The sequence below is a fragment of the Paenibacillus sp. genome (assembly GCF_035645195.1).
Classification (GTDB): Bacteria; Bacillota; Bacilli; order Paenibacillales; family YIM-B00363; genus Paenibacillus_AE.
The window spans coordinates 354072-379085 of the sequence record NZ_DASQNA010000025.1 but is presented as its reverse complement, the minus strand read 5'-3'; the positions used below and the strand labels follow the sequence as shown (position 1 = coordinate 379085).

The window sequence follows — 25014 nt, the reverse complement described above, 5'->3', positions numbered from 1 at the left end:
CATGGAAGGGGGCATAGGGATTGGAAAATGGTGTGAGGATCGTTCCATTGGGGGAGCGGGCGTTCATTGTCCATTACGGAGGCGGCATCGATCCGGATACGCATCGTAAGGTGTTAGAATTCACGCGCATTCTGGAGGAACAACCGTTTCCCGGTTTTGTAGAAGCGGTCCCGTCTTATGGAGCGGCGGCCGTATATTACGATCCGATCGCTGTCGTTAAAACGAGTTGGAAGGTAAGAGATGCGCAGTCGCAAGTGGTGCGGTGGTTAGAGGAGCGCTCGGAGCGCGTCCGCGCTCGAGCGGCGGCTGTCGCAGGTGCAGGCGCAGGCGCGCTTACCGAGAACGCGGTGGAAATTCCCGTCTGTTACTGCTCGGAGTGCGGACCGGATTTGCCGTTCGTAGCCGAGCGCAATCAACTTTCCGCCGAGGACGTCGTAAGCATCCACACGTCACGGTCGTATAAGGTGTATATGATCGGTTTTATGCCCGGGTTTCCGTATCTCGGCGGGATGTCCGAGCGCATATCGGCGCCGCGCCTGTCGACTCCGCGAGAACGCGTCCCGGCAGGAAGCGTCGGAATCGCCGGAAGCCAGACGGGCGTATATCCGTTCGCATCGCCCGGCGGGTGGCGTTTGATCGGGCGCACGCCGCTGCCGCTGTTTCAACCGGATCGGACGCCTCCGAGTGTTTTGACTGCAGGGGACACGGTTTATTTCAAACCAGTCTCTCATGGGGATGGAAGCGGGGGCATGTAATTGACATTGACGATCATGAAGCCTGGTCTGTTCACTACAGTGCAGGATCGAGGAAGAACGGGGTGGCAGCGGTTCGGGGTCTCCGTCGGCGGGGCGGTCGACGAATTGTCGCTGCGGTTAGCCAACATCCTGGTAGGCAATCCCGACGATGCGGCCGCATTGGAAATGACTCTATCGGGAGCTGAAATGGTGACGGAGGAAGAAGTCGTTGCGGCGGTATGCGGAGCGGACATGCATGCGCGCGTCGACGGCGATCCTCTGCCGATGTGGAGGCCGGTAACGATTCCGAAGGGATGCACGATCACGTTCGGGACGGCGTCGGAAGGTTACCACACAGTCGTTGCGTTCCGCGGCGGAATCTCGGTTCCGCAGGTGCTGGGAAGCCGTTCGACGGCTGTGCGCAACGGCTTCGGCGGCTTAGAGGGAAGAACGCTGCGGGCAGGAGATCGGTTGGAGATCGTTTCGAACATGCCGCGGCGGCGCACGAACCCGGAGGAGAAGGGCGACATAGACCGTTACCATGCCGGAGCCTGGTTTCTCGGTGCCGAATGGAGAACTCCGGGCATGGCGAAGCTCGGGAATGGCGCTGCCGAAGTGCGCGTCATGCAAGGATGCGAGTGGGAGCGATTCACTGGCGAAAGCCGGGACCGATTCTTGCTGCAGCCGTTCGTGATGCTGGCTGAATCGGATCGTATGGGTGCACGGTTCAGTGGACCGCCTATACACTTAGAGTCTAGGACGGATATGCTCTCGGAAGCGGTCACGATGGGCACTGTGCAGGTGCCTCCTGACGGTCGGCCGATCGTGCTTATGGCGGATCGCCAGACGACGGGAGGCTACCCTAGGATCGCGCAGGTGGCGTCCGTGGACCTTCCTGTCATTGCCCAGATGCGTCCCGGCGAGCGAGCGCGTTTCCGGTTGATCAGTACGCAAGAAGCCGAAGCCCTATGGATCGCCCGCGAACGAAAGCTAGAGGTTCTCCGATTGCTCGTGAATCTTGTTGAGTCGGATTAGACGGTTCTTTAAGGGGCCCTGTGCAATATGCGCAGGGCTCCTGTTCGCGATGTCAAGGCAGCAGACAATCAACTCTTCGTATCGAGATAATCGACACTTTTGCTTCTTACGTTGAAATATCAACAAATCGCGTTGTTTTAACCATTGATTGCCGATGGTCTAATTATATAATAGACATTAGTTGAATAGACAATCACTTTTGTTTATTCATTTAGGGTTCGTTATTTGAAATTTCATTCACAGGGGGATCAATATGATTACTGCCAATGCTCGCGCCGTTTTCAACGCTCATGGCCCGTTCGAACAGACCGTAATCGAGCGCAGAGACCTACAACCGTACGACGTCCTCATTGAGATTAAATACGCCGGTATTTGCCACTCCGACATCCATACCGCTCGCGGCGACTGGGGCCCGGTGCAATACCCCCTCGTGCCGGGGCACGAGATCGCCGGAATCGTCGCCCAGGTCGGTTCGGAAGTGACCAAGTTTGCCGTCGGCGATCGCGTAGGGGTAGGCTGCATGGTCGACTCCTGCAGGGAGTGCGTCCACTGCCGTGATGGAGAAGAGCAGTATTGCCTGAACGGAATGACCGGCACTTACGGGGCCATCGACCGGTACGGGCAGTATACGCAGGGCGGCTACTCCACCCGCATCGTCGTAACCGAAGACTTCGTGGTTCGGATTCCTGACGGAATCGAGCTTGACGCCGCTGCGCCGCTGCTGTGCGCCGGCATCACGACGTACTCGCCGCTGCGGCATTGGGGAGCCGCTCCGGGCAAAAAGGTAGCCGTCGTGGGGCTCGGCGGGCTTGGCCATATGGCAGTTAAGTTCGCTCGCGCCATGGGGGCGGAGGTTACGGCGTTATCTCAAACCTTGAAGAAGAAAGAAGACGGTTTGCGGCTTGGCGCGGATCATTATTATGCGACGAACGATCCGGAGACGTTCAAGAAACTGGCCGGTTCGTTCGACCTGATCGTAAATACCGTGAGCGCGAAGATCGATATCAACGCCTTCTTATCGCTGCTGGCGCTGGATGGTACGCTGGTCAACGTCGGCGCGCCGTCGGAACCGCTGCCTGTTCAGGTATTCTCGCTGATCCCTCATCGCCGGTCTTTCGCCGGATCGATGATCGGCGGTATACGCGAGACGCAGGAGATGTTGGATTTTTGCGCCGAACACAACATCGCTCCAGAGATCGAAGTGATCGCCGCGAGCCAAATCGACGAAGCTTGGGAACGCGTATTGGCTTCGGATGTCCGGTATCGTTTCGTGATCGACATCAGCACGATGGAGAACGAGTAACGATCCTAGTAAATATGTGGGGCACGCCTACACCGGTGTGCCTCTTTCGTTGGAGCGGCTGCGCCGATCTAAAGCGGAATGGGGCGCACGTCACCGGCGGGAATCGAGGAATCGGATACGAATCGGTCAAGCAATTGGCTTCGAATGGGTATGAGGTCGTCTTGGGAAGCCGGGATCCGGGAAAAGGTCATGAAGCAGCAAAAAAGCTTAGAGAGTCGACGTTAGATGTTTCTTTCGTCCAGCTATGGACCGTTCGACGGACCGGTCTATTTTCTGGATTATAAAGTTCTTCCTAATAAAATTCCGACTTGTTTGGCCATCGCTTGCGGCGGGTGGGGCATTCCGTTTCTGATCCACCATTCGATCGCCCCGACGTAAGCTGTCCCGGCGAACTGCAGCAACACGTCATCGCTTACATCCGCGTTTTTTCCGCTCTCTCTGTCGATCTCTGCTTTGAATCCTTCCATAAAAGAAGAAAGAAGACGCGTTCTGAAGGAGAAGGGGGCCCCTTTGCTTGCCAGCATCGTCGAGAAAAATAAATAATGCTTCTCGAAATATTCAAAATAAGGGATAAGGGCGTCGACCCAATCCATTTTACATGCCCACTCGTCCATCTCCCCTAATTCGTTCAAGTGCGCTTCGATGAGCTTATCCAACAGATCGTATTTATCCTGATAATGAAGATAAATGGTCCCGCGGTTTACGTTGGCCCGATCCGCGATATCCTGTATGGTAATGTCGTCGAAATTTTTTTCGGCCATCAGTTCAAGAACCGCTCGCTTCAATGCTTCCTGCGTCTTAAGAATGCGCCGATCCACTTTGGTCATCGAAGATATTCCCCCGCATTCAGTACAAATTATTACTATATAATAATCGACGGATGTCGAATAAACAATTTATTTTGTTTACCGCTCCTCTGTTGCGTTCGTTGCATTTGGCCCCGATTTCGGGAAAATATTGTATACTTATGAAGTAGGAAAAACTTGGATGGGGGGAGACGGTCATAAGTTCGACGGAATGGGTTCGCGCAGGGACGTTGGACGAGTTGAAGCAGGCAGGCTCCAAAGTGGTGAAAGGCGGGATCGCGGTATTTTATCACGAGGGGCAGGTAAGAGCGATCGACAATCGATGCCCTCATCTTGGCTTTCCGCTTCATTTGGGAAGCGTTTGCAACGGACTGCTCACATGCCATTGGCATCACGCGCGATTCGATATTTGCAGCGGGGGGACGCTGGATCCTTGGGCGGACGATGTGCCCGCGTACGACGTGAAAGTGGAGAACGAGGACGTCTGGGTCAGCTCTAAACCGAGAAACGTTCGGGATGCGGATAATTTGAAGCGGCGGCTGCGGGAAGGGTTGGAGCAAAATATCGGCATCGTCATTGCGAAAGCGGTCGTCGGCTTAATCGAAGCCGGCGTGTCGGCGGACGACATCGTTCGGATCGGCGTCGCGTTCGGCGTATCGCAAGGCAACGGCTGGGGTGCGGGATTAACGATCTTAACGGCGATGCGGAACGTGCTGCCTAAGCTGGATCGAACCGGACGTATTCTTGCGCTGTACCACGGGTTGGTTCACGTCGCAAGGGCCAGCGCCGGCCGTGCGCCGCGCCATTCGCTCGGCACGCTGCCCTCCCGGGCCGCGCCAATGGACAGACTCAAGGAATGGTACCGCGGCTGCGTCGAGGTGCGCGACACCCAAGGGGCGGAGAAGGTGCTGTCGACGGCGATCGCGTGCGGCACCTCGTCCGAACAACTGGCGGATATGATGCTGATTTCGGTGACGGACCATTTCTACTTGGACGGCGGGCATACCTTCGATTTTCACAATAAGGCGTTCGAAGCGCTGGAACGTCTGAGCGGCGAGCTCGCGGAGCCGATTCTCGCCTCGCTTGTTCCGCTCATCGGTTCGCCGACGCGCAGCGAAGAGCTTCATCATTGGCAGGCGCCGCTCGATCTCGTCTCCCCCATCAAACAAGCATTCGAACAATTGGAGCTTCCGACTGCGACTGCGGCGCCGGCCGACCCGCTGGATGAGCGGGAGTTCATCGACTTGCTTCTCGGCGATCGTCCGCTCGAAACCATCGATCGGCTCACTCGGCATCTGCAGCAGGGAATATCGCCGGTGCGGCTCGCGCAGCTGATTTGTTTGGCGGCGGCCGAGCGGATCGTCCGCTTCCACACGCAAAACGAGTTCGGCGACTGGGTCTCCGTGCTGCATACTTTCACCTATGCGCATGCGGTACACGAACGACTTCGCCGCACGAAGGAGCCGCTGCTGAATCGAGCGTTATATTACGGGGCCATGGCGATCTACCATGACCGGTTCCTCAACGTTCCGCGGGCTCCGAGGCCGAAGCCGGCCGTCGGCCGATTCGAAACGGAGGAGCTGCTCGACTTGATGGACCGCAGGCAGCAGGTGGACGAAGCGGCAAGCTGGGTCGCGGGCTACCTCGCCGAAGGGCGGGACCCGCAGGGGCTGCTCGGCACGCTGGGGCTCTGTCTGCTGCGCGAGGACGCCGATTTCCATACGTTCCAGCTTTACGAGGCCGCGGTTGCCGAATATGATCATTGGGATACGCGTTCCGACGCCTTCGCGGCGCAGGCGAAGGAGACGTGCCTGATCGCGTGCGCCCGCTATTTGGCCGCGCATGCGCCGAGCGCGCGGGAGCTCCCGCATACGGCCAAGATCGCCTGGCGCTTGTACCGCGGCGAGCGGTTGTTCGAGGAAGAGCAGCAGGAGTAGATTTTACGGAGGAGTCAGCCTTGGGCTGACTCCTTTGTCGACGTACGCATCATGGCATTCTCCGTCGAATCCTTACGGAATGGCCGCATACGATGTTCCCATCTGCGGGCGATCCGGATACATGGCTGTTCCAGGGCATAAAACGATACAGCGGCAACCGCATACGACACTCCGAGGAGTGCTAGGGAAACCTCGAGCCAGGTGTGCCACTCTACGACTCCCATGTACCGGTAATCCGTCATCGCATACCGCTCGACGAGCGTGATCAGCGTGTAATGCCATATATACAAACCGAAGGATAGCTTTGCCGTAAACCGGAAAAAAGCATTGTCGAGGAAACCGCCGACACGTTTCGAATGAGGGGCGGCCGCCAGAAAGAGTGCTACCAGTCCTGGGAACAGCGGAAAGTAATAAGGCTGCTGCTGCAGGCTGAAGCTGAATTCAGGTTCGCGACGGAGGAGCCACAGCAGCGCTCCTGCCGCAAGGAGTGCGCCGCCGGCGATCCAATCCATCCCGCCCCGATCCCGAAACAGCCGCATACGCTCGGTTGTTTGCCTGCCTAGACGGATGGCCGCGCCCGCGGAAAGAATGCCCAAGGCAAAATGGCCAAAGAACCCTATTGGATTGTAATTCGGCATCCAATATTTCGCCCCGCCGATGAGCCCGTGCTGCCAGCCGCGCCCCTCCTCCTCCGGCGTCAGCCAAGCGTGCACCCCTTGATTGGCGATAAAGACGAAGGTCAGTGCACCGCCCCAGTACAAGAACGCTGTCCGGAACGAGCGGCGCCGGCCGAACGCGCGGAAAAGTCCCCACATGAACAGCGGCATCAGCAAATAGCAGAACACTTCGAAGCTAATAGACCAGAGGGGCCCATTCAGCTCGGATGGAAAGAACGTCGTATAGTGAAAACCGGCCGTGAAGGTAAGGCCCGCAATGAGCCTTGTCCAGAAGGCCTCCACCGGAATATTCATCGCGGCCGCGACCGCCGCGCAAAACAACAGCGAGACATAGTAACCCGGGATAATGCGGGCAGCCCGACGAAGCGCGTAGGCGCGGAGACTCGGGTATGCCTCGTTCTCCACATAGCTCCTCCAGAACGGGTAGGACAGCAAAAAACCGCTCAATACAAAAAAGACGCTGACTCCGACGTTGCCGAGCAGCGCGAAGGCCTGCAGCTCCTGCAGCCATGCCGGCTGCTGCGGCATGGCCAGCCGCTGCGAGAAGTGGTGGCCGATTACAGCCAAGCAAGCGATCGCGCGGAGTCCGTCCGCGCCGGCTAAATGGGTTCGCATCGGCTAAGATCCCTGCCTTATCCTGTGGATGTAGCTTGATCTTACCATAGCGCCGAGTGCGCGTTTTTGTCGGATTCTCCGTTTCTTTGTGTTTCTTTCACAACTTTGGGAAACCGCAACTTACATCGATTTCCGGAACTCGTTCGGAGACATCCGGGAATGATTCCGGAATAGTTTAATGAAATAGCTGACGTGCTCATACCCGAGTTGCTCCGCAATTTCCGCAACGGTCAAGTCGGAATGGCTAAGCAGCTCTCGCGCCTTTTCCATTTTCGTTCGCGTGACGAATTCGACGAACGTTACTCCCGTCTCTTGCCTAAAAATTCGGCTGAAATGGGATGGATTCAGATTCAAGCGAAGCGCCATTTCCTCCATGGAGACCTTCTCCCCCACATGAGTTTGCACGTACCGTTGCGCTTCGGCGACCTCCCTGCGTACGGAATGATTCCTCAAGTTTTTGATAATATCCGCTTTTTCTTTGACAAAGATGTGCAGCCATTCCAGCAGGTGATCTAAGGTTTCGATCGAGGCGATCGTACGCTGCTGCAGTTCGGTATTGAAGTTGGTTACAAAATTTTGCATGACCGTATATTTCAGTTCAATCTCCATGGCTATTTTTAGAACCCAACTTTTCACAGCTTCCACCGGATACAATCGGCTTTTAATAAACTTTCCCCATTCCGTAACCGTACGGGCAATCAGCTCCGAATCGCCGTGCAGCACACAGTCTTTCAACTCTTGGAAAGCTCTGGAGTAGTGCAGGAAAATATCTTCTTTCGCGGCGGCCGCGGGGAACAGTTTCGTATACACTCCTTCGCCCGCATAAAAGCGGAACGTTTTCGCTTCAAACAGCTCTTGGATTTGTTTTTTCAACTGGACTAAATCGTTGCTGACTTCGCCGCAGTAAAAGGAGACGGCGATACGCAGATGCCGGTGCATCAGTTGTTGGACGCGCAGCAGTTCCGTCCGAATCTCTTCATGCAGATTCCGTTTTAACGTTGGAGGGAAGGGGAATAGAAAGAGATATCGATGCTCGTTCGGTACGAATAATACGTGTCCCTCGTAACGAACCGATTCCTGCAGGGCGTTATCGATGACGAACTGCATGTTCATCGCCCCGCCGAATCTTTCCTCCAGTTCGGCCGCGCGTTCCGGAAATACGGCGATCGGCAGGTAAGGAATTCCGTCTCGGAGCCGTATCCCCATTCGCTCCGCTTCATCGGCCCATTCCGCTTCGTTCCAAACCGGCTGTTCAAGTAACTTCCGGATAAACCGGGTGCGAATGGCGGAGAGATTTTGCAGCACTACGTTTTGTAAGCTGAGGCGGTTATCTTCCGCTTGTCTCTCTTCAGTTAATCGTTTCGTCAGGTGATCCAATACGGAAACGACCTGCTCGATTCGAAGGCTCTCCTTTAGAATATAATCGCTTACATTTAATTTTACGGCTCGCTGCGCGTATTGAAAATCTTCGTGACAGGATAAGATCACAGCCTTCAGCTGAGGGTTCATCTCGCGCGCCTTCTCGATTAAATCCAGCCCGTCCATAAGGGGCATGCCGATATCCGTGACGAGAATATCCGGACGGTTCATTTGACAAGCTTCCCAAGCTTCCCCTCCGTTCGAACAGACAGCCGTCAATTCAAGCCCAAGCTGCCCCCAAGGGATGCGTGTACTTAAATAATCCAAGACCGGGAAATGGTCATCGGCGACGACGACTTTATACATGATTTTCCCCCTCCTCCGTACGCTCAACGGGCAAAAGCAGTTCAACGGTGGTCCGTTGGCCTTGGGCGCTTTGAATGTTCATCTCAAAACGATCTCCGTATAACAGCTTCAACCTGCTAAAGACATTATAAAGACCTATGCCGGATGGCGAGATCCGACCGCGTTCATTGGAGGACATGTGCTCGATAACTTGGCGCTTTCGGTATCTCAATCGTTTGTTTAATTCGGCTAACGTTTCGGCAGTCATGCCCAAACCGTTATCTTCGACCGTAATTTTCAGGGATTCATCGGTTTTCTCTACCCTTATGAATACAATCCCGCCGTGCTGAGTAAATCCGTGCTTGTAAGCATTTTCGATAATGGGTTGCAGGATGAACCGCGGAACCGTCACGGAGAACAAATCCGCGTGAATCTCCAACCGGGTTTCAGCAGGAAACCGAAGCGTAAATCTCATTAAATCCATGTATTGTTTCGCTGATTCGATTTCCGCGAAGAGCGTCACGAACTCCTCCTGTTTCGAGATGCTGGCGCGAAGCAGCGAGGACAAGGATTCCACGATGAAGGCGGTTTCTTCGTCGCCCTTCATCAACAACTTCAATCGGATCGAGCTTAGTACATTAAATAAAAAATGCGGATGGACTTGAGCTTGCAGCATCGCTAATTCCGCCTGCCGCTTCAATTCTTGCTCCATTTCAACCTGGTTGAGCATTTGCTCAATGCGATCGAGCATAAGGTCGAACGAACGGCCGAGCCTGCCGATTTCGTCGCGGCCGCGGATGTTCGACCGAACGCTCAAATCACCCGATTCGACTTTCTTGGCCGCTTCCCCCAATTCGCGCACCGGTTTCGTGAAGCGCCTTAACAAATAGGTTAGCGCGAGTAAAAAACATCCCGCGAAAAGAGCTTGAAGAAACAGCCCCGAGCGATAAATTCCGTTCAATTTTCCCGTCAGTTGTTCATAAGGAGCTAAACTGACCAGCCGCCATTTCGCGTAACGGAGGGGGAGGGAAAGGTACAGCTGGTTTTCTCCTTGGAGTTGAATGATGCTCGGCGACGCGAGCGGTTCTTGGGACAGCACGTCTTCGAAACGGGAACCGATCAAGCGCGTATTGCGATTCGATATAATTCTGTTACTCTCATCCAGCAGGAACACTTCCTCCTCCAAGTCGGCGAAGAGCTTCCGGAAGGAATCTTCCGTACGGCTGACGATCAAGTAAGCGAAAGGCGGGCGACCGATGGCTTCGGTTAACGCCCGAGCCGTCATGTAAACGTATTTCTGGTCCGGGTATTGCGGCGGCAAGTAATTTTCCAAACCGCCTAAAAACAGGGTCTCGTAGGCGGATAGTTTATTCGCCGCAGGAAACCAGTCCTGTTGGACAAAACGCTGCGGTTTAAAATCGTAAAATGAATAGTCGGAATACGCCCGACCGTCCCGAGTCAGCAGCGTCAGCCGCAAATCGCTTTTTTCTCCGGCAATTTGCTCCAGGCGCGTTGTAAGCTGTCGAGCCGCGACCGGGTTTGTTATTGCTTCTTCTAATAGTGTTTTAATCTCAGGGTCGAATTGCACAAAATTCGAAATGAACACCATTTCCTCTAGGATTGCGTTCGCTTGGGATTGCACAATCATGAGAGACTGCGTCGCTTTTCCCAACGAATGTTCCCGTATGATTAACTTGGAGTAAACGCTGGTAATGTAGAGCATGCAAATCGTAGGCAACACAAGGCAAGCGATCGACGTAAGAATCAGTTTTTGCCGTAATGACATATGTCTTATGCCCATTTGGTCCCCGCCACCTTAGAGGAAAGAATCATGCATGTTATAAGGCAATACTATAGCATTTTGCTGATTGATTCATTCAACATTTTTTGCAAACAGGGAAAAAATATCGCAAAATCCTTTTCTTTTAGAAAAATTCGTTTCATGTGTTGCGAGTACGTCCTGCCTATAATGAAACTTACACAGAGGACGATGAGGTGATTCGAGTGGAGCAAGCGGCGGGAGGCAAATTGGAGCGAGGAATGAACCGCTCCGTTCTCAGATGGGCCAAGAAACAAGCGTTTTACAATACGATCGCCGGGTATTTATTTATTTTACCGATGCTGTTGTTGACGTTAACGTTGGTCATCATCCCGATTTTGCTTTCAGGCGTGATCAGTTTTACGAACTGGAATTTTATCGCGGGCATCGGCGGACTGCAATTCGTAGGTTTTGAGAATTACATCGACCTGTTTCAAGATGAAGCGTTCCATCGCTCTTTGCGAAACAACATCGTGATGATCGCGGTCGTCCCGGTGGCTATGTTCATTGCGTTAGTTTTGGCCGCTCTCATTAACAAGGCAACCTATTTTAAAGATTTCTTTAAGGTCATTTATTTCATGCCTTTCATCTCCAGTTTTGTGGCGATCGCTTTGCTGTGGAGAGTTCTGTTTCATCCGAACAGCGGACCGATTAACGGGTTTCTTAGGGCCATCGGCTTCGAAAACCCTCCTCTTTGGTTGGCGGATCCGAATTATGCGCTGCTAGCCGTAATGATTATAATGGTATGGACTTCGCTCGGATTTAACATGGTCATCTATCTCGCGGGATTACAGGGGATTCCTAAAGATTTGTACGAGGCTGCCGATGTGGACGGCGCTTCCCCGTTGAGGCAGTTTTTCGGCATCACGCTGCCGATGTTATCGCCGACCACCTTCTTCTTGTTGATTACGGGGGTCGTAGGGTCCTTTAAAGTGTTTGACTTAATCATGGTGTTGACGAACGGCGGACCGGCCGGATCGACTTCCGTCATTGTCTTCTATCTGTACGAGGCAGCGTTCGTCAATTTGGAATCGGGATTCGCCTCCGCTATGGGCATTGTTCTGCTGGTCTTGATTCTGGTCCTGACGTTAATCCAATGGGTCGGGCAGAAGAAGTGGGTAAATTATTAGGAGGATGAAACCATGAAATCCGTTCGTCTGGACCGTGTCATCATCACGGCGCTAATGGGAGGCGCAGGCATTTTCTTTATCATGCCATTCCTGTGGATGTTGTCGGCGTCGTTTAAACCTGAGCTTGAAGTCATGACATATCCGATTCAATGGATCCCAAGTACGTGGAAAATCGTGGAAAATTACAGCCAAGTGTGGATGGGAACGGTTCCGTTTACACTGTACTATCTAAACAGCATTAAAGTAACGTTGCTTGCGACAGCCTTGTCGTTGATCGTCTCCGCCATGGCCGCGTACGGATTTTCGAAGGTACCGTTTAAGGGACGCGAAGCACTGTTTATCTTAGTTCTCGCAACGTATATGATTCCGCACCAAGCGATTCTTGTACCCCAATTTATCATGTACCGCTGGCTCGGTTTATTCGACAGTCACTTTGGCCTTGTACTACTGGCTGCATCGGGAGTTTTGGGGACGTTCTTGTTGCGCCAATTTTTCATGGGAGTCCACAATGAAATAATCGAATCCGCAAGAATGGACGGGGCGAGTCACTGGACGATTTTCTTCCGAATCGGGCTGCCCCTGGTGAAGCCCGCGCTTGCGACCTATATGATTCTCCGTTTCATTTGGACATGGAACGACTACCAGAATCCGCTCGTGTTTCTGCGTTCGGACTCGCTGTTCACGCTGCAGCTCGGTATCCGGAAATTTGCGGATTTTAACGGCGAATTTTATTCGCTGATGATGGCGGGCGCCGTCTCCGCGATCTTACCATTGTTGATCATCTTCATCGCAGGCCAAAAACAGGTGATAGAAGGCGTGGCCTCGGGAAGTGTCAAAGGATAAATCTATCAAGCTTAAGGGGGAAGTCCAATGTTTGCGAAAAAATGGAATCGTTTTCTCGTTGTATCGGCATTGATCGCGCTTGTCGGCACAGGGTGCTCCGCCGCGGGTCAGAAGGCAAGCGATTCGCCTGCGGCGTCGCCGAACGGCGGCTCGGCATCCGGTTCGGCTGCGGCCGATCCGGTCACGATCAAATTACACACCTGGTATCCGAAGAAAGCCGACAATTGGGATATTGTGATCGCGGAATTCGAAAAGAAGCATCCGAATATCAAGGTGGAGTTTGTTTCCGCGGAGGACAACAATTCCAACGAATTCTACAAGAAGCTGGACCTAGCTGCCGCTTCCGGCGAAGATCTCGACGTCATGATGTTCAGCAACATGACCGCATTTAACCAACGCGTGGAGCTGGGCATGTTAGAACAGATCGACAGCTTCCTCCAGACAGAGGCAGTCGTATTTGAAGACGAGTATATATTCGACACCCGCATCGGCGGCAAAACGTACGGCCTCCCGGGGAAATCTACGATGCCTATGGTGTTTATCAATGAGAGCCATCTCAAAGAAGCGGGGCTTGAGCTTCCGAAGGATTGGACATGGGATGAATACATGCAGTACGCAAAAGCGATGACGAAAACCGAAGGCGGCAAAACCCGGTATGGAACCTACTTCCACAGCTGGCCGATGTTTGCGTACTTCGTTCAGGCTTATAATCAAGCTGCCGGAGCGAATTTATCGACGGACGACGGAACGAAGGCAAACGTAGGTAACCCGTTCGTTCGAAAATCTTTGGAGCTTCGTCTTCAAGGGGAGAAGGAAGGATCCGCAACGCCTTACTCGGAAGTCGTCAGTCAGAAATTGAACTATCGGCCGCAATATTTCAACCAAGATACGAGCATGATTGCCGTGCATTCGTTCTTGGTTCCGGAAACCGGCGGTACGGAACAAGTGCCGGCCACGTTTAAAACCGTTTTCGCGCCGGTTCCGAAATTCGCCAAAGAAGACCCGATTTCCGGCAATGCAGGCGGCGATATTTTGGGGATCTACAGCAAGTCGAAACATAAGGAGGAAGCGTACGCCTTTATCCGTTGGTTTTCGACAGAGGGCATTGTGATCCAAGGGAAAAACTTCCCTTCCTGGAAGAAGGTAAATATGAACGAAGTGGTTGATAAAATGATTGCCGGCACGAAGACTCCCGAAATGATCGACAAGGAATCGCTGCTTTACGTTCTTGAGAATACAAAACAAACGACGCCTGCGGTAGCGGTCCCGTTCCATGCGGAGTTAGAAAAAGTATTTATAGAAGAATTCGATAAAATGATGCTGTCCGGCCAAGACATCGATACGACGGTGAAAACCGCTCAAGAACGGATTCAAAAAATTATCGACTCTAAAAAGTGACAATAAGAATCAATACAGCGCGGGATCACTTCCGCGCTGTTCATTTAAACTTATTTAAAGCGGAGTGATTGATATGCTCTATCCCATCGTGACCGCTTCCCGAGCAGTCATCGATTTACATGGAATATGGAATTTTAAACTCGATTCCGGCCAAGGATTCATTGAAACATGGTATGAGAGGCCGCTGATCGACACCGTTCCGATGGCGGTGCCTTCTTCGTACAACGATGTAGGCGTGAACGCAGAAATCCGGAACCACGTCGGGTGGGTCTGGTACGAGCGGGAATTTACGGTTCCGAATGCATTGGTCTCGCAGCGGATCGTTCTTCGGTTCGGTTCGGCTACGCATGAAGCCAAGGTGTTCGTCAACGGGAAGTTGGCCGTTGAACATGTCGGCGGATTTACCCCGTTCGAGGCTGAAATCAACGGACTATTGAGCGAAGGGAAAAACCGCCTGACCGTTGCTGTCAATAATGTGTTGAACGAATCGACATTGCCCGTCGGGAATTATGCAGAACGTGAAATCGAAGGTCTCGGCAAAGTCGTACGCAACAAACCGAATTTCGATTTCTTTAACTATGCGGGGCTTCACCGGCCGGTCAAAATTTACACGACGCCCAGGACGTATGTTCGGGATATTGAAATCGTATCGAATGTGCAACCCGATGGGTCCGCATCGGTTAATTACAAAGTAGATATTGTTGGCGATGCGGAAACAAGAGTGAGCATCATCGACGAAACCGGTTCCGTCGTGGCGAAAGGGGAAGGGACCCAAGGAAGTTTGCAGATTTCGGATGCCAAGCTTTGGGAGCCGTTGAACGCTTATTTGTATATGTTGAAAGTCGAGCTAACGCAAGGCGGCAAGTTCATCGACGAGTATGAACAGCCTTTCGGCATTCGAACCGTCGAAGTTAAGGAAGGTAAATTCCTGATTAACGGAAAACCGTTCTACTTCAAGGGATTCGGGAAACACGAAGATTCTCCGATTCACGGAAGAGGATTTAACGAAGCGGCGAACGTCATGGATTTCCGTTTGATGAAGTGGATCGGGGCCAATTCCTTCCGAACTTCCCACTATCCGTATTCGGAGGAGCTCATGCGGTTAGCCGATCGGGAAGGGTTCGTGGTCATCGACGAGGTAGCGGCGGTCGGGTTGCATTTGAATTTTATGGCCGTTTTCTCAGGCGGGCGAAAGAGGAATACCTGGAAAGAAATCAAGACGCACGAAGCGCATCGGGAGGCGATCCGCGAATTAATCGCAAGGGACAAGAACCATGCGTGCGTCGTCATGTGGTCGATCGCGAACGAACCGGCGACGGCCGAGGACGGGGCTGACGAGTACTTCGAACCGTTACTCCGGCTTGCGAAGGAGTGCGATCCGCAAAAGCGCCCCGTCACGGTGGTAACCTTGCAAGAAGGAAGCCCGGAGGGGTGCAAGGTATCCGATTTGGTAGATGTGCTGTGCTTAAACCGATATTACGGTTGGTACGTGGAAGGCGGCGACTGGGACATTGCCAAAACGATGCTTCGCCGGGAGTTGGAAGGTTGGCACAAACGCTGCCCCGATAAGCCGATCGTCATGACGGAGTACGGCGCGGATACGATCGCAGGCTTCCACGACGTCGATCCCGTGATGTTCACCGAGGAATTCCAAGTCGAGTTCTTGCGGGCGAACCATCAAGTGTTCGACGAGTTCCCGAATTTCGTCGGGGAACACGTGTGGAACTTCGCCGACTTTCAGACAAGTCAAGGCATCATCCGCGTTCAAGGGAACAAGAAAGGGATTTTCACCCGGGATCGCAAGCCGAAATCCGCCGCGCATGAGTTGAGAACGAGATGGAGTTCGATCCCTGATTTTTATTACAAATAAAGAATCTTAAGTTTGCACCCCAATTCGTTCGTAGACATCGTCTGCCGATTGGGGTGTTTTGTTGTAAACTTTTAAAAAGGAAACAATGTACGTTATGATTTAATTGTTGCGTAAGGGGGGATGAAGCCGTATGACCACCAAGTACAAAGACATCGTTGCGAAGAACATCCTTACGGAAGCGAAGGGGTACTTAGATATCGGATTTACGCATTCCTTGAATCCGTACAGCGGCTGCGCGTTCGCTTGCAGGTACTGTTACGTCAGGGAGATGCCGATCCAAAAGTTTAAGGGCATGCCTTGGGGAGAATGGGTAGACGTCAAAACGAACGCAGCCGATATTTATCGCAAAGAAATCATGAAGCTGCGGAAGAGCGGGAAGCCGGCGAACCTATTTATGTCCTCCGCAACGGATCCCTATCAACCGGTGGAGCGGGAGGCCAAGGTAACCCGAAGTCTATTAGAGGAGATGATCGAACATCCGCCGGACATGCTGCAAATTCAAACGCGCGGTCCGCTGATCGCGAGGGATATCGATTTGTTGACGAAATTGAAGGAACGGTGCGGCTTGCTCGTCTCGATGACGATCGAAACCGACCGGGAAGATATGAAGCGAATTTTCGCTCCCGCCGCGCCAGGCATCGGATTGCGGTTGAAAGTCTTGAAAGAGGTGCATCATGCGGGGATCGCCACCCAAGCCGCGATTTCTCCCGTTTTACCGTTCACCCCGGATTTTCCTAAGCTTCTGGAAGGGATCGTGGACCGAATTTGGATCGACACGCTGAATATCGGAGACGGCTCGAAAGGAAAGCGCTCCGCGCGATTAGGAATGCCTCGGTTGTTCGAAGAACATGATGTATCGAAGTGGTATCGCGAAGATTTGCATCTTCAGGTGGAGAAGCATTTCAAGAAATTTTTCCCCGGCGACATGGTTCGCGTTTCCAAAGAGGAAGCGTTTCCGATATAAACCATGCAAGGGCAGAACCGACCGAGCAAGCGGCGTCAGTCTGCCCTTATTCCGTTTACAGATACTCACGCGCCTTATCGTCCTCGGTGTAGATAGAGATGAGCACGATGGCCGTTTCTTCCCCGATGTTCCGCACCAAGTGGGGCGTGCAAGCGTTCCAGCTGAACGAATCTCCTTCTTCCAATTCGGCCGCGTCTTCCCCTTGCTCCGCGTAAATCCGTCCTTTCATGACGACATGTACCTCCTCGCCTTCATGCGCATGAGGTTCGTCCCCTGTCGAAGCGCCGGGGGGCAGCTCCACCAGCATCATTCGGACGTTCTTCGTCGAGCCCAAGTGTTCCACTTTTAATTGCTCCGGGCCGCTTGTCGTTATTTTCCGCTCATTTTTCCGCACGATCCTCATGCGGTCCTCTTTCTTCAGGAGCAAATAAGCCAAAGGCACTTTCAACGCTTGCGCAATGCTCTCCAGCGTCGAGATGGAAGGGGACGTTTTATTGGTTTCGACCTGGCTCATGAAGCCCTGAGACAAGCCGGTTTCTTCGCAAATTTGGGCGATGGTGATGTTTTTGCGCTTTCGTATCGCCCGGATCGTGGAGCCGATGTCCATCGATTACACCTCTTCGAATATTTGTAATACTGAATATAATTTTATATTAGCAATATTTCTGTTGACACGCCAGCGCAACTTACTTTAAATTACTTATAAGTTTAAAATGGGTTTAAGCAATGTCGACGCATGGTTCAGCTCGATCGGGGTACCGGGATTTTTGGCTTATGTCGTGGCGGTGCTTGAACTTGCAGGCGGCATCATGCTGATCGTCGGTTTGTTTACTCGTTATGTTTCGGCTTTGTTCGTCGTCATGCTCGTCGGCGCGATCGTTACGGCGAAGCTTTCCGTGGGACTTCTCGGCAACGGGCAAATGGCGGGCTACGAGCTGGACCTTGCGTTTATCCTGATCACGTTGTATCTTGCGGCGGCGAACGACACTTCGCTCTCTATCGACCGTCTAATGAATAACAAGCGCAGCGCCTAAGTTACGACGAAGGGATGAGAAAATCATGAACCCTGTATACCCGTACGACGTTCACTTGCCGGCCGAGATGGACCCGAATCGAAAATACCCGGTCGTATTTACGCTGCATGGCAAAGGCTCCAACGAAAAAAATATGTTCGGTTTGGTCGCTCCGCTCTCCGATTCGTTCATTATTATCGGCATTCGCGGCAATTTGCCGCTCGGCGCGGGGTATCAGTATTACGATCTGAAGAGCATCGGCCATCCGATTCGGGACATGTTCGACGAAGCGGCGAAGCAGCTTGAAGCGTTTATCCAATACGCTACAGAGAAATATCCGATCGATCCGAACAAGCGGTATGTGCTCGGCTTCAGCCAAGGCGCCATTTTGTCCATGACGCTTGCGCTCACGATGGGGGATCGGCTGAAAGGGATCGTCGCATTGAACGGGTACGTGCCCGAATTCGTGAAGACGGAGTATCCGCTGCGCAGCGTCGGCGACGTCTCGGTATTCGTCTCCCATGGGGAATACGACTCGGTATTTCCGGTTCGGATCGGCCATGAAACGGCGGCTTACTTCAAGCAGCTTACGCCCCGCCTGACGTTCCGATTGTACCCGACCGACCATGGCGTATCGGAAGAAAATCAGCGCGACGTCCTGAACTGGGTGAGGCAGGATGCCGGGTTGAACCCAAAGGAGGAGGGGGAAACGAAATGATGCCATCCTACTTTTTCGCGCATGGCGCCCCGTCGATCGTGCTCGAGGATAACGAATATACGCGGCTGTTGAAAAGCTTTAAAGATCATACGCCTCGGCCGAAAGCCATCTTGCTCTTCTCCGCGCATTGGGAGGAGCCGGTGCAGCACATCGGCGCTGCCGAATCGTACGAAACGATATACGATTTCGGAGGCTTCCAAGACGAGCTATACCGCATGACGTATCCGGCTAAAAGCGATCGCATGCTAAGCGAGTATGTGCAGTCGACGTTTTCGAAGCACGGGATTCCGAGCGTGCTGAACGTGAAGCGGGGTCTTGATCATGGGGCCTGGGCAATTTTGAAGCTGCTGTATCCGGAAGCGGACATTCCGGTCGCCGCATTGTCGGTGAACCGGACGCTGTCGAACGAGCAGCAGTACAACATCGGCGCGGCGTTGTCGGAGCTTCGGGAGCAGGACGTGCTCATCATCGGAAGCGGGGGAACGGTCCACAACTTGAGAAGGCTGAACTGGCGGTCCGAAGGCGTCGACGACTGGGCGGAGGAATTCGACGATTGGCTCCAGAGCAAGCTCGAAGCGTGGGATACGGAGGCGCTCTTTCAATACCGCGAATTGGCTCCGCACGCTCAGGAGGCGGTACCGACGAACGAGCATTTCATTCCGCTGCTTCTCGCGATGGGGACCGGGGATGCGAACCGTCGGGCGAAGCTGCTGCATCGCAGCTACCAATACGGCAGCTTGAGCCTCAGCTGCTGGCAGTTTCATTAGTTCGATGACGTCCGCGATGAAGGCGGCAATGGAGAAGGCGTTATTATTCTCTATTGCCGCGGTTTACGTTGCACAGCAGTTGACTCCGCTGGAGCTTACTCCTTTAGGAGGGAGCTTGGTTTTTATTTTCATCGCCATGCAGCTGCCGAAGCTGAGGGGAATGACGCGGTGGCTGACGACCGGCTTCGCCGCGATCGGGGCGATTCTCCTTGCGTTCCAAAAGGCGACGGCTTGGCAATGGTTCGAGGCGGCCGGGATGAACGTGACGATCGTAACCTTGTTTCTGTTCGCTCCGCTGTTCGGCATTCCGGTTCGAATTCCCGACTACGTGGCGTCATTAAAAAGGTTCTATCAACAGAAACTTCGAAGCAAGACGGAGTTGTTCGTAGGGACGCAGCTTCTTACGCAAATCATGGGCGTATTCATTAACGTCGGATCGATCCCAGTCGTCTATGAGTTGGTCTTCGTAAGACCGAGGCAAGGCATGTCTCGGCTGCTCGCCAATGCGCTGAATCGCGGATTCGCGGGGGCGATTTTATGGTCGCCGTATTTCGCTGCCATGGCGCTCGTAACGACGGCGCTGGCGCTGCCTTGGTCGTCCGTTCTTCCTTCCTTGCTCGGTTTGGCGGTACTTAGCCTGGTTGTCAGCTGGGCGGTCGACGTTCGGGAGCTGTCCCTTGCGGAAACGGAGCCCGCGGAACATGAGCCCGCTGAGCGGGAGCCCGCCGAACGGGAGTCGGCAGCGCGGGACCGGAACGCTGCGTTCCCGTTCGGACTCGCGGCTTATTTGGCCGCTGCGATGATCGTCGTCTTGGCGTTGGAGCGGGCGGTCGAGCTGCCGATGGCGATCTTGATCTGCCTCGCCGCAGTCGTATTCCCGTTGATCTGGTGCGTAGGGAAGAGGGCTTTGCCGGTATACCGGAGCGGCTTGAAAACCCATCTGACCGTCACGGTGCCGGCTCTGCAGAAAGAAATGACGCTGTTTTTGGCCGCAGGCTTCTTTAGCGGCGCCATCGGCACGACCGGCTTCGGGGCCGCCGTCCCGGCACTGCTGGAGCATATCCCGCTGCTGCCGATTTCTTTCGCATTTTCGCTATTCGCGGTGGCGTTGATCGCAGGATCTTCCCTCATCGGACTTCATCCGATCGTGCCGGTCGCCATCCTGGCGAGCGGGATCGATCCGCCGGCCGTCGGCATGAGCCCGACGTACTTTGCGGTGCTTTTGCTTGGAAGCTGGGGGTTATCCAATCCTATTTCGCCGGCGTCGGCCGTGAATAATCTTCTGGCGGGCCTGTTTCAGAAACCGGTGCTGGAGCTGGCGTCTCGGAACTACAGGTTTGCCGGCTGGATGGCGATCGCTCTGCTGATTTATGTTACCGCCGGGTCAAGCATCGCAGGTTCGGGACGGTAATTCGTTACCGGCGTCGCCGCCGATAAGGAGAACGGCTTTTGCGCAATATAAGACATACAACTTTTGTCTGTTTTGCCAACCCACAAGGAGATGAACCTTATGCCCGCGACGAAAAGCTTCGATCCCCAAGTCATATCGATTCTGGAGAAAAAAATACAACTCATCAAGAGCGATGAAGGGGCTATTTATTTGGTCGGCCCGATCAAGCTGCCAGTAAATTTACTTGGGGAAACCGTCGAGTTTCAGTGGTACTGCTGGTTAAATTGCAGCGAGGTGACGGAAGATTTCGAACGCATCGTAGCCAAGTTATCGTCCGCGAATTTAGCGGAACTTCAACAGTCGAGCGTCCTCGTTCACGGAGACTTTCAACATGCCGAGAATGCCTTGATTCGGTTTCATTCCATTTGTCACACCGGGGATATTTTCGGAAGCAAGCGCTGCGACTGCGGATACCAGCTCAAACAGTCGATGAAGCATATCGCCGAGCACGGAAGCGGCGCGTTGTTTTACTTGGCGAATCACGAAGGGCGAGGGATCGGGCTCTTCAGCAAAGCGCTCGCTTACATTCTTCAAGAGAACGGTTACGATACCGTAGACGCCAATTTGCAGCTCGGATTCGTCGACGATTCGCGCGATTACAGCGATGCGATCAAGGTGTTGAAGGCGCTTCGGACGAAGCCGGTCACCCTGGTCACGAACAATCCAAGAAAATTGGATGCGCTTCGTAACGCAGGATTGGATGTTAAGGATCGGGTGCAGCTTTGGGGCGACGTTTCCGAGTACAACGAAAACTATTTAAAAACGAAAATCGAGCGGTCCGGACACTTGAACGAAGGCGAAGGCTGCTGCGACAACGATTAACGATGAAATGGCAAAAAGGGGGGACCTATGTCCCCTCTTATTTGTACCTCGTGCGAATATGTGAAAACCCAGGAATTACATCGTGTGCGACATCGCGCCGCCATCCTTCCTCTTCTCCGCCACATAAATGACGAACACGGCGACAGCTCCGAGAAACGCGAGGAAAGCGCCGCTTAAGTACGTCCATTGCACTCCGATTCGTTCGATGGCGAAGCCGCCTCCGGAACTGCCGATGATGCCGCCGAGGCCGCTGAACGTAACGGCGAACAGCGATTGTCCGGACGCGCGCAGCTCGGTCGGAACGACTCTAGACAAATATTGGATAGAGGCTACGAAAAACAGCGGGAACGTTAGGCTGTGGAGGACTTGGGCAGCGATCAGGAGCTCAGGACGATCCGCTTGGCTGTACAATAGCCAGCGGACGGCGTATGCCGTCGCGGCGACGAATAAGATGCCGAGCTCGTTCCATTTCGCGATCAGCCTGCTGATGAAGAAGAAGGCCGGTACCGTGCTGAACGTCGCGGCGAGCCAGGCCATGCCTAGCTGCGTATCGGTCCCGCCCAACCCTTGCAGGTGGATGGCAAGCATGCCGTCGTTCATCTTATGCGGGATGCCGATGATCAAGGCGAGCAGCAAACACCATAGCAGCTTGCGCTTCGTAAACAACCTGCCGAAATCGGACAGGCGAACGGACGGAGCCGTGGATTTGGATTTCGGCAGCAAGAACGTAGCGGCTAACGCGACGCTCATCGTTCCCGCATAGAGGAAGCCAAGGGATTGAATTCCGATGCGGTCGACGACGATCCCGAGGATCAACGCGGAGGAGCCGACCCCGATTTCTCCCCAAAGACGAATACGCCCGAAATTTTTATTATTGTCCTGCGCGTAGGAGATACAAAGCGCCTCGGAAAGGGGGCCCGTAGCGCTGTTAAAGAAGGCGAACAAGCCGTAAAAGAATAGGATGAGTCCGAACGCCGTCGCCGAGAAGAAGCCTGAACTGATTAGCAAGCCGCAAAACAGAAGGAGCGTTATCACAGGCTTTACCGCCTGTTTCTTATCGCTGACGTACCCCCAGATCGGCTGGGCGATGATCGTTACGAACGATCCGACGGCAAGCAAGGTTCCAATCTGACTTGCGTCTAAGCCCTTACTTAGAAGGTAAGGCGGCAGGAAGAACCCGACGATGCTGTACGTGGAAAATAACAGAAACATAAACAAGCTGATTCGGAACATGGCTCTCCCTCTTTGCCTAGGTTGGAAACGCATACGTGCGAACATAATTATGGGGCATTGCGTCCGAGTTTGCCAATCTTTTTTAAGATTATCGATACGACCGCATCATCCAACGCGAAATTTCCTATCTATGAGGACGATGAACCGCCGCTGTACGACATTTTCCACAGGGGGAGAAGGTGCATTCTCGCAATTGACCGTCCTGAAACAAAAAGTCAAAATAATTTTATATTGATCAAAATACCGTTACGGAAGTAACGGTATTTTCTTTTAGAATAAGGACACGAACTTAAGTTTAGAAAAACCGATGGGGTGGTTCAGGTGCAATCCGTGTCCGGATTAACGAAACAAGTATCGAAGCCAAAGCTTCGCCGCGCCGGCAGCATGCAGCGAAGCGAAACGATCGCCGGCTTCATCTTCGTTCTGCCGATGCTGCTTGGCGTCGGGGTGATGGTACTGCTGCCGATTTGCGCGGCCGCGTACCTCAGTTTCACGGAATGGAGCATGATTACGGGGCTGGCAGGCGTGAAATGGATCGGGTTGGAAAACTACGATAAACTTTTTCAAGACGCTAAATTCATCAAAACGCTAGGGAACAACGCCATATTTTTGCTGACGGTTCCCGCGTACCTCGCGATCTCGCTCGTCCTGGCCGTGTTGATCAATAAATTCGTATATATGAAAGATTTCTTCAAAGTCATTTACTTCTTGCCTTATATTTCGAGCGTCGTCGCGGTAGCGACCGTCTGGCGCGTATTGTTTCATCCGTCGATGGGGCCGGTCAATCAGTTTTTACGATCGATCGGCGTCGATCGCCCGCCCGCTTGGATCGCGGATCCGGAGTTCGCTTTGATCTCCGTCATGATGATTTCGGTCTGGATCTCCATAGGGTACAACATGATCGTATACATGGCGGGGCTGCAGTCGATTCCGAGAGATTTGTACGAGGCGGCCGAAATCGACGGGGCGAACGGACTGGTGCGCTTCTTCCGCATTACGTTGCCCATGCTTTCGCCGACGACCTTCTTCCTGATGATTACGGGTATTATTTATACGTTCAAAGTGTTCGATCTTATTGCCGTGCTGACGCAGGGAGGCCCGGCGGGCTCCACGAACGTGATCGTGTACTATATGTACGATACGGCGTTCCTGAATTTGAAAATCGGATACGCTTCGGCGCAAGCGATGATCTTGTTCCTATGCGTAATGGCGATAACGTTCCTTCAATGGATCGGTCAAAGAAAGTGGGTGAATTACTGATGCCGAAGGCGTTCGATCTAAGAAAATCGATAACGACGATCGCTTTGTTGGTTGTCGGCGTCTTGTTCGTGCTGCCGTTCGCATGGATGATTTCCGCTTCCTTCAAGCTGGAGGGCGACGTATTCGCGTATCCCATTCAATGGATTCCGGAGAACGGGGTCGGGTTCAGCAACTACCGCGAAGTGTGGTTCGGGGATCACCCGTTTTGGGTGTATTATTGGAATACGATCAAGGTGACCGCGGCGACGACGTTGATCTCTTGTACGGTTTCCGCCATGGCGGCGTACGGGTTTTCGAAAATTCAGTTCCCCGCGGGGAAATGGTTGTTCTTCATCGTTCTTGCTACGTTCATGGTTCCGCAGCAGGCGATCTTGGTGCCGCAGTTCATTTTGTACCGCTTGATCGGCTTGTTCGACAGCCACTGGGGCCTCATTTTGTTAAATAGCTTCAGCGTATTGGGAACTTTCATGCTGCGTCAATTTTTCATGGGCGTGCACAACGAATTCATCGAATCGGCCAAAATGGACGGCGCGGGGCATTTTCGCATTTTTACCATGATTGCGCTGCCGCTTGTGAAGCCCGCGATCGCCACGTACGCGATTCTTCGCTTCATCTGGACGTGGAACGATTACCAAAATCCGCTTATCTTTTTGCGTACGGATTCGCTCTTTACGATCCAGCTTGCGATGCAAAAGTTTACATCGATTAACGGCGAGTTTTGGTCCTTAATTATGGCGGCCGCCGTTTCGGCGATCGTTCCGCTGCTTATTATGTTCATCGCCGGGCAGAGACGCGTCATCGAGGGCATCGCCATGGGCGGGGTGAAAGGGTAGAAAAAGTAAAAATAATGATAAGAAAAGTAAAATTAGGCGTATAATGGGCCTTGGCCCTCTTGTTACAATCGACACGAACCAAA

22 protein-coding genes and 1 pseudogene are annotated in these 25014 nt (G+C 53.3%); 17 read left to right on the top strand and 6 right to left on the bottom strand.

Going from position 1 to position 25014, the window contains the following annotated elements:
- Positions 1-20: 20 nt before the first annotated feature.
- From pxpB to VE009_RS14155, 4 genes are all read left to right on the top strand, one after another.
- Complete coding sequence (gene pxpB, locus VE009_RS14170) at positions 21-755, top strand: 5-oxoprolinase subunit PxpB (protein ID WP_325008647.1); 735 nt, start codon at positions 21-23, stop codon at positions 753-755.
- On the top strand, positions 756-1769 hold the full coding sequence (locus VE009_RS14165; RefSeq protein WP_325008645.1) for a biotin-dependent carboxyltransferase family protein: 1014 nt from the start codon (positions 756-758) through the stop codon (positions 1767-1769).
- 253 nt (positions 1770-2022) lie between these two features.
- Entirely contained in the window at positions 2023-3072 is a 1050-nt protein-coding gene (locus VE009_RS14160; protein ID WP_325008643.1) for an NAD(P)-dependent alcohol dehydrogenase, read from the top strand.
- Between the two features lie 14 nt (positions 3073-3086).
- Positions 3087-3356 (top strand): SDR family NAD(P)-dependent oxidoreductase, encoded by a 270-nt coding sequence (locus VE009_RS14155; RefSeq protein WP_325008641.1) that lies wholly within the window; start codon positions 3087-3089, stop codon positions 3354-3356.
- Here the strand turns inward: VE009_RS14155 and VE009_RS14150 are convergent.
- A complete protein-coding gene (locus VE009_RS14150) occupies positions 3351-3899 on the bottom strand; it encodes a TetR/AcrR family transcriptional regulator (protein WP_325008639.1) in 549 nt (182 codons plus the stop codon). The two genes, VE009_RS14155 and VE009_RS14150, sit on opposite strands and share 6 nt — an antisense overlap.
- Positions 3900-4075: 176 nt before the next feature.
- Here VE009_RS14150 and VE009_RS14145 point away from each other — a divergent pair, with 176 nt between their 5' ends.
- Positions 4076-5815: a Rieske (2Fe-2S) protein gene (locus tag VE009_RS14145; protein WP_325008693.1), complete on the top strand. Its 1740-nt coding sequence runs from the start codon at positions 4076-4078 to the stop codon at positions 5813-5815.
- Positions 5816-5829: 14 nt separating this feature from the next.
- Here VE009_RS14145 and VE009_RS14140 read toward each other — a convergent pair whose 3' ends face one another.
- The 3 genes from VE009_RS14140 to VE009_RS14130 form a co-directional block, all read right to left on the bottom strand.
- Positions 5830-7107, bottom strand: coding sequence for an acyltransferase (locus VE009_RS14140; protein WP_325008638.1), 1278 nt, complete (start codon positions 7105-7107; stop codon positions 5830-5832).
- 120 nt (positions 7108-7227) lie between these two features.
- The gene (locus VE009_RS14135) at positions 7228-8832 is read right to left on the bottom strand and encodes a response regulator transcription factor (RefSeq protein ID WP_325008636.1); all 1605 of its coding nucleotides are present in this window, start codon (positions 8830-8832) and stop codon (positions 7228-7230) included.
- Positions 8825-10483 carry a cache domain-containing sensor histidine kinase gene (locus VE009_RS14130; RefSeq protein ID WP_325008634.1) on the bottom strand — a complete coding sequence of 553 codons (1659 nt, stop codon included), beginning with the start codon at positions 10481-10483 and terminating at the stop codon, positions 8825-8827. The genes VE009_RS14135 and VE009_RS14130 overlap by 8 nt, the downstream gene beginning before the upstream one ends.
- A 332-nt stretch (positions 10484-10815) precedes the next feature.
- On the opposite strand from VE009_RS14130, the gene VE009_RS14125 reads away from it, so the two are divergent.
- The 5 genes from VE009_RS14125 to VE009_RS14105 all read left to right on the top strand — a co-directional run bounded on the left by VE009_RS14125 (position 10816) and on the right by VE009_RS14105 (position 16835).
- On the top strand, positions 10816-11760 hold the full coding sequence (locus VE009_RS14125; RefSeq protein WP_414694859.1) for a carbohydrate ABC transporter permease: 945 nt from the start codon (positions 10816-10818) through the stop codon (positions 11758-11760).
- A gap of 12 nt (positions 11761-11772) precedes the next feature.
- The gene (locus tag VE009_RS14120) at positions 11773-12603 is read left to right on the top strand and encodes a carbohydrate ABC transporter permease (RefSeq protein WP_325008630.1); all 831 of its coding nucleotides are present in this window, start codon (positions 11773-11775) and stop codon (positions 12601-12603) included.
- A 27-nt stretch (positions 12604-12630) separates the two neighbouring features.
- Positions 12631-14001 (top strand): extracellular solute-binding protein, encoded by a 1371-nt coding sequence (locus VE009_RS14115; protein ID WP_325008628.1) that lies wholly within the window; start codon positions 12631-12633, stop codon positions 13999-14001.
- 73 nt (positions 14002-14074) lie between these two features.
- On the top strand, positions 14075-15871 hold the full coding sequence (gene uidA, locus VE009_RS14110) for a beta-glucuronidase (protein WP_325008626.1): 1797 nt from the start codon (positions 14075-14077) through the stop codon (positions 15869-15871).
- Between the two features lie 130 nt (positions 15872-16001).
- Positions 16002-16835, top strand: a complete 834-nt coding sequence (locus VE009_RS14105; protein WP_325008624.1) for an SPL family radical SAM protein — start codon at positions 16002-16004, stop codon at positions 16833-16835.
- A 55-nt stretch (positions 16836-16890) separates the two neighbouring features.
- Here the strand turns inward: VE009_RS14105 and VE009_RS14100 are convergent, their stop codons facing one another.
- On the bottom strand, positions 16891-17442 hold the full coding sequence (locus tag VE009_RS14100; protein ID WP_325008622.1) for a helix-turn-helix domain-containing protein: 552 nt from the start codon (positions 17440-17442) through the stop codon (positions 16891-16893).
- A 97-nt stretch (positions 17443-17539) separates the two neighbouring features.
- Between VE009_RS14100 and VE009_RS14095 the strand changes: the two are divergent.
- The 5 genes and pseudogenes from VE009_RS14095 to VE009_RS14075 all read left to right on the top strand — a co-directional run.
- A pseudogene (locus tag VE009_RS14095) lies at positions 17540-17869 on the top strand (DoxX family protein); the annotation flags it as partial.
- 25 nt (positions 17870-17894) lie between these two features.
- Positions 17895-18566, top strand: a complete 672-nt coding sequence (locus VE009_RS14090; protein ID WP_325008620.1) for an alpha/beta hydrolase — start codon at positions 17895-17897, stop codon at positions 18564-18566.
- Entirely contained in the window at positions 18563-19333 is a 771-nt protein-coding gene (locus VE009_RS14085; protein WP_325008618.1) for a class III extradiol ring-cleavage dioxygenase, read from the top strand. Before VE009_RS14090 ends, VE009_RS14085 begins: the two co-directional genes overlap by 4 nt.
- A gap of 115 nt (positions 19334-19448) precedes the next feature.
- Complete coding sequence (locus VE009_RS14080; RefSeq protein ID WP_325008616.1) at positions 19449-20744, top strand: hypothetical protein; 1296 nt, start codon at positions 19449-19451, stop codon at positions 20742-20744.
- A 99-nt stretch (positions 20745-20843) separates the two neighbouring features.
- On the top strand, positions 20844-21605 hold the full coding sequence (locus tag VE009_RS14075) for a GTP cyclohydrolase II (RefSeq protein WP_325008614.1): 762 nt from the start codon (positions 20844-20846) through the stop codon (positions 21603-21605).
- A 75-nt stretch (positions 21606-21680) separates the two neighbouring features.
- Here the strand turns inward: VE009_RS14075 and VE009_RS14070 are convergent, their stop codons facing one another.
- Positions 21681-22838 carry an MFS transporter gene (locus tag VE009_RS14070; RefSeq protein WP_325008613.1) on the bottom strand — a complete coding sequence of 386 codons (1158 nt, stop codon included), beginning with the start codon at positions 22836-22838 and terminating at the stop codon, positions 21681-21683.
- Between the two features lie 384 nt (positions 22839-23222).
- On the opposite strand from VE009_RS14070, the gene VE009_RS14065 reads away from it, so the two are divergent.
- Together VE009_RS14065 and VE009_RS14060 are read left to right on the top strand one after the other, a co-directional pair.
- The gene (locus VE009_RS14065; RefSeq protein WP_325008691.1) at positions 23223-24098 is read left to right on the top strand and encodes a sugar ABC transporter permease; all 876 of its coding nucleotides are present in this window, start codon (positions 23223-23225) and stop codon (positions 24096-24098) included.
- A complete protein-coding gene (locus VE009_RS14060) occupies positions 24098-24931 on the top strand; it encodes a carbohydrate ABC transporter permease (protein ID WP_325008611.1) in 834 nt (277 codons plus the stop codon). Before VE009_RS14065 ends, VE009_RS14060 begins: the two co-directional genes overlap by 1 nt.
- Positions 24932-25014: the final 83 nt, after the last annotated feature.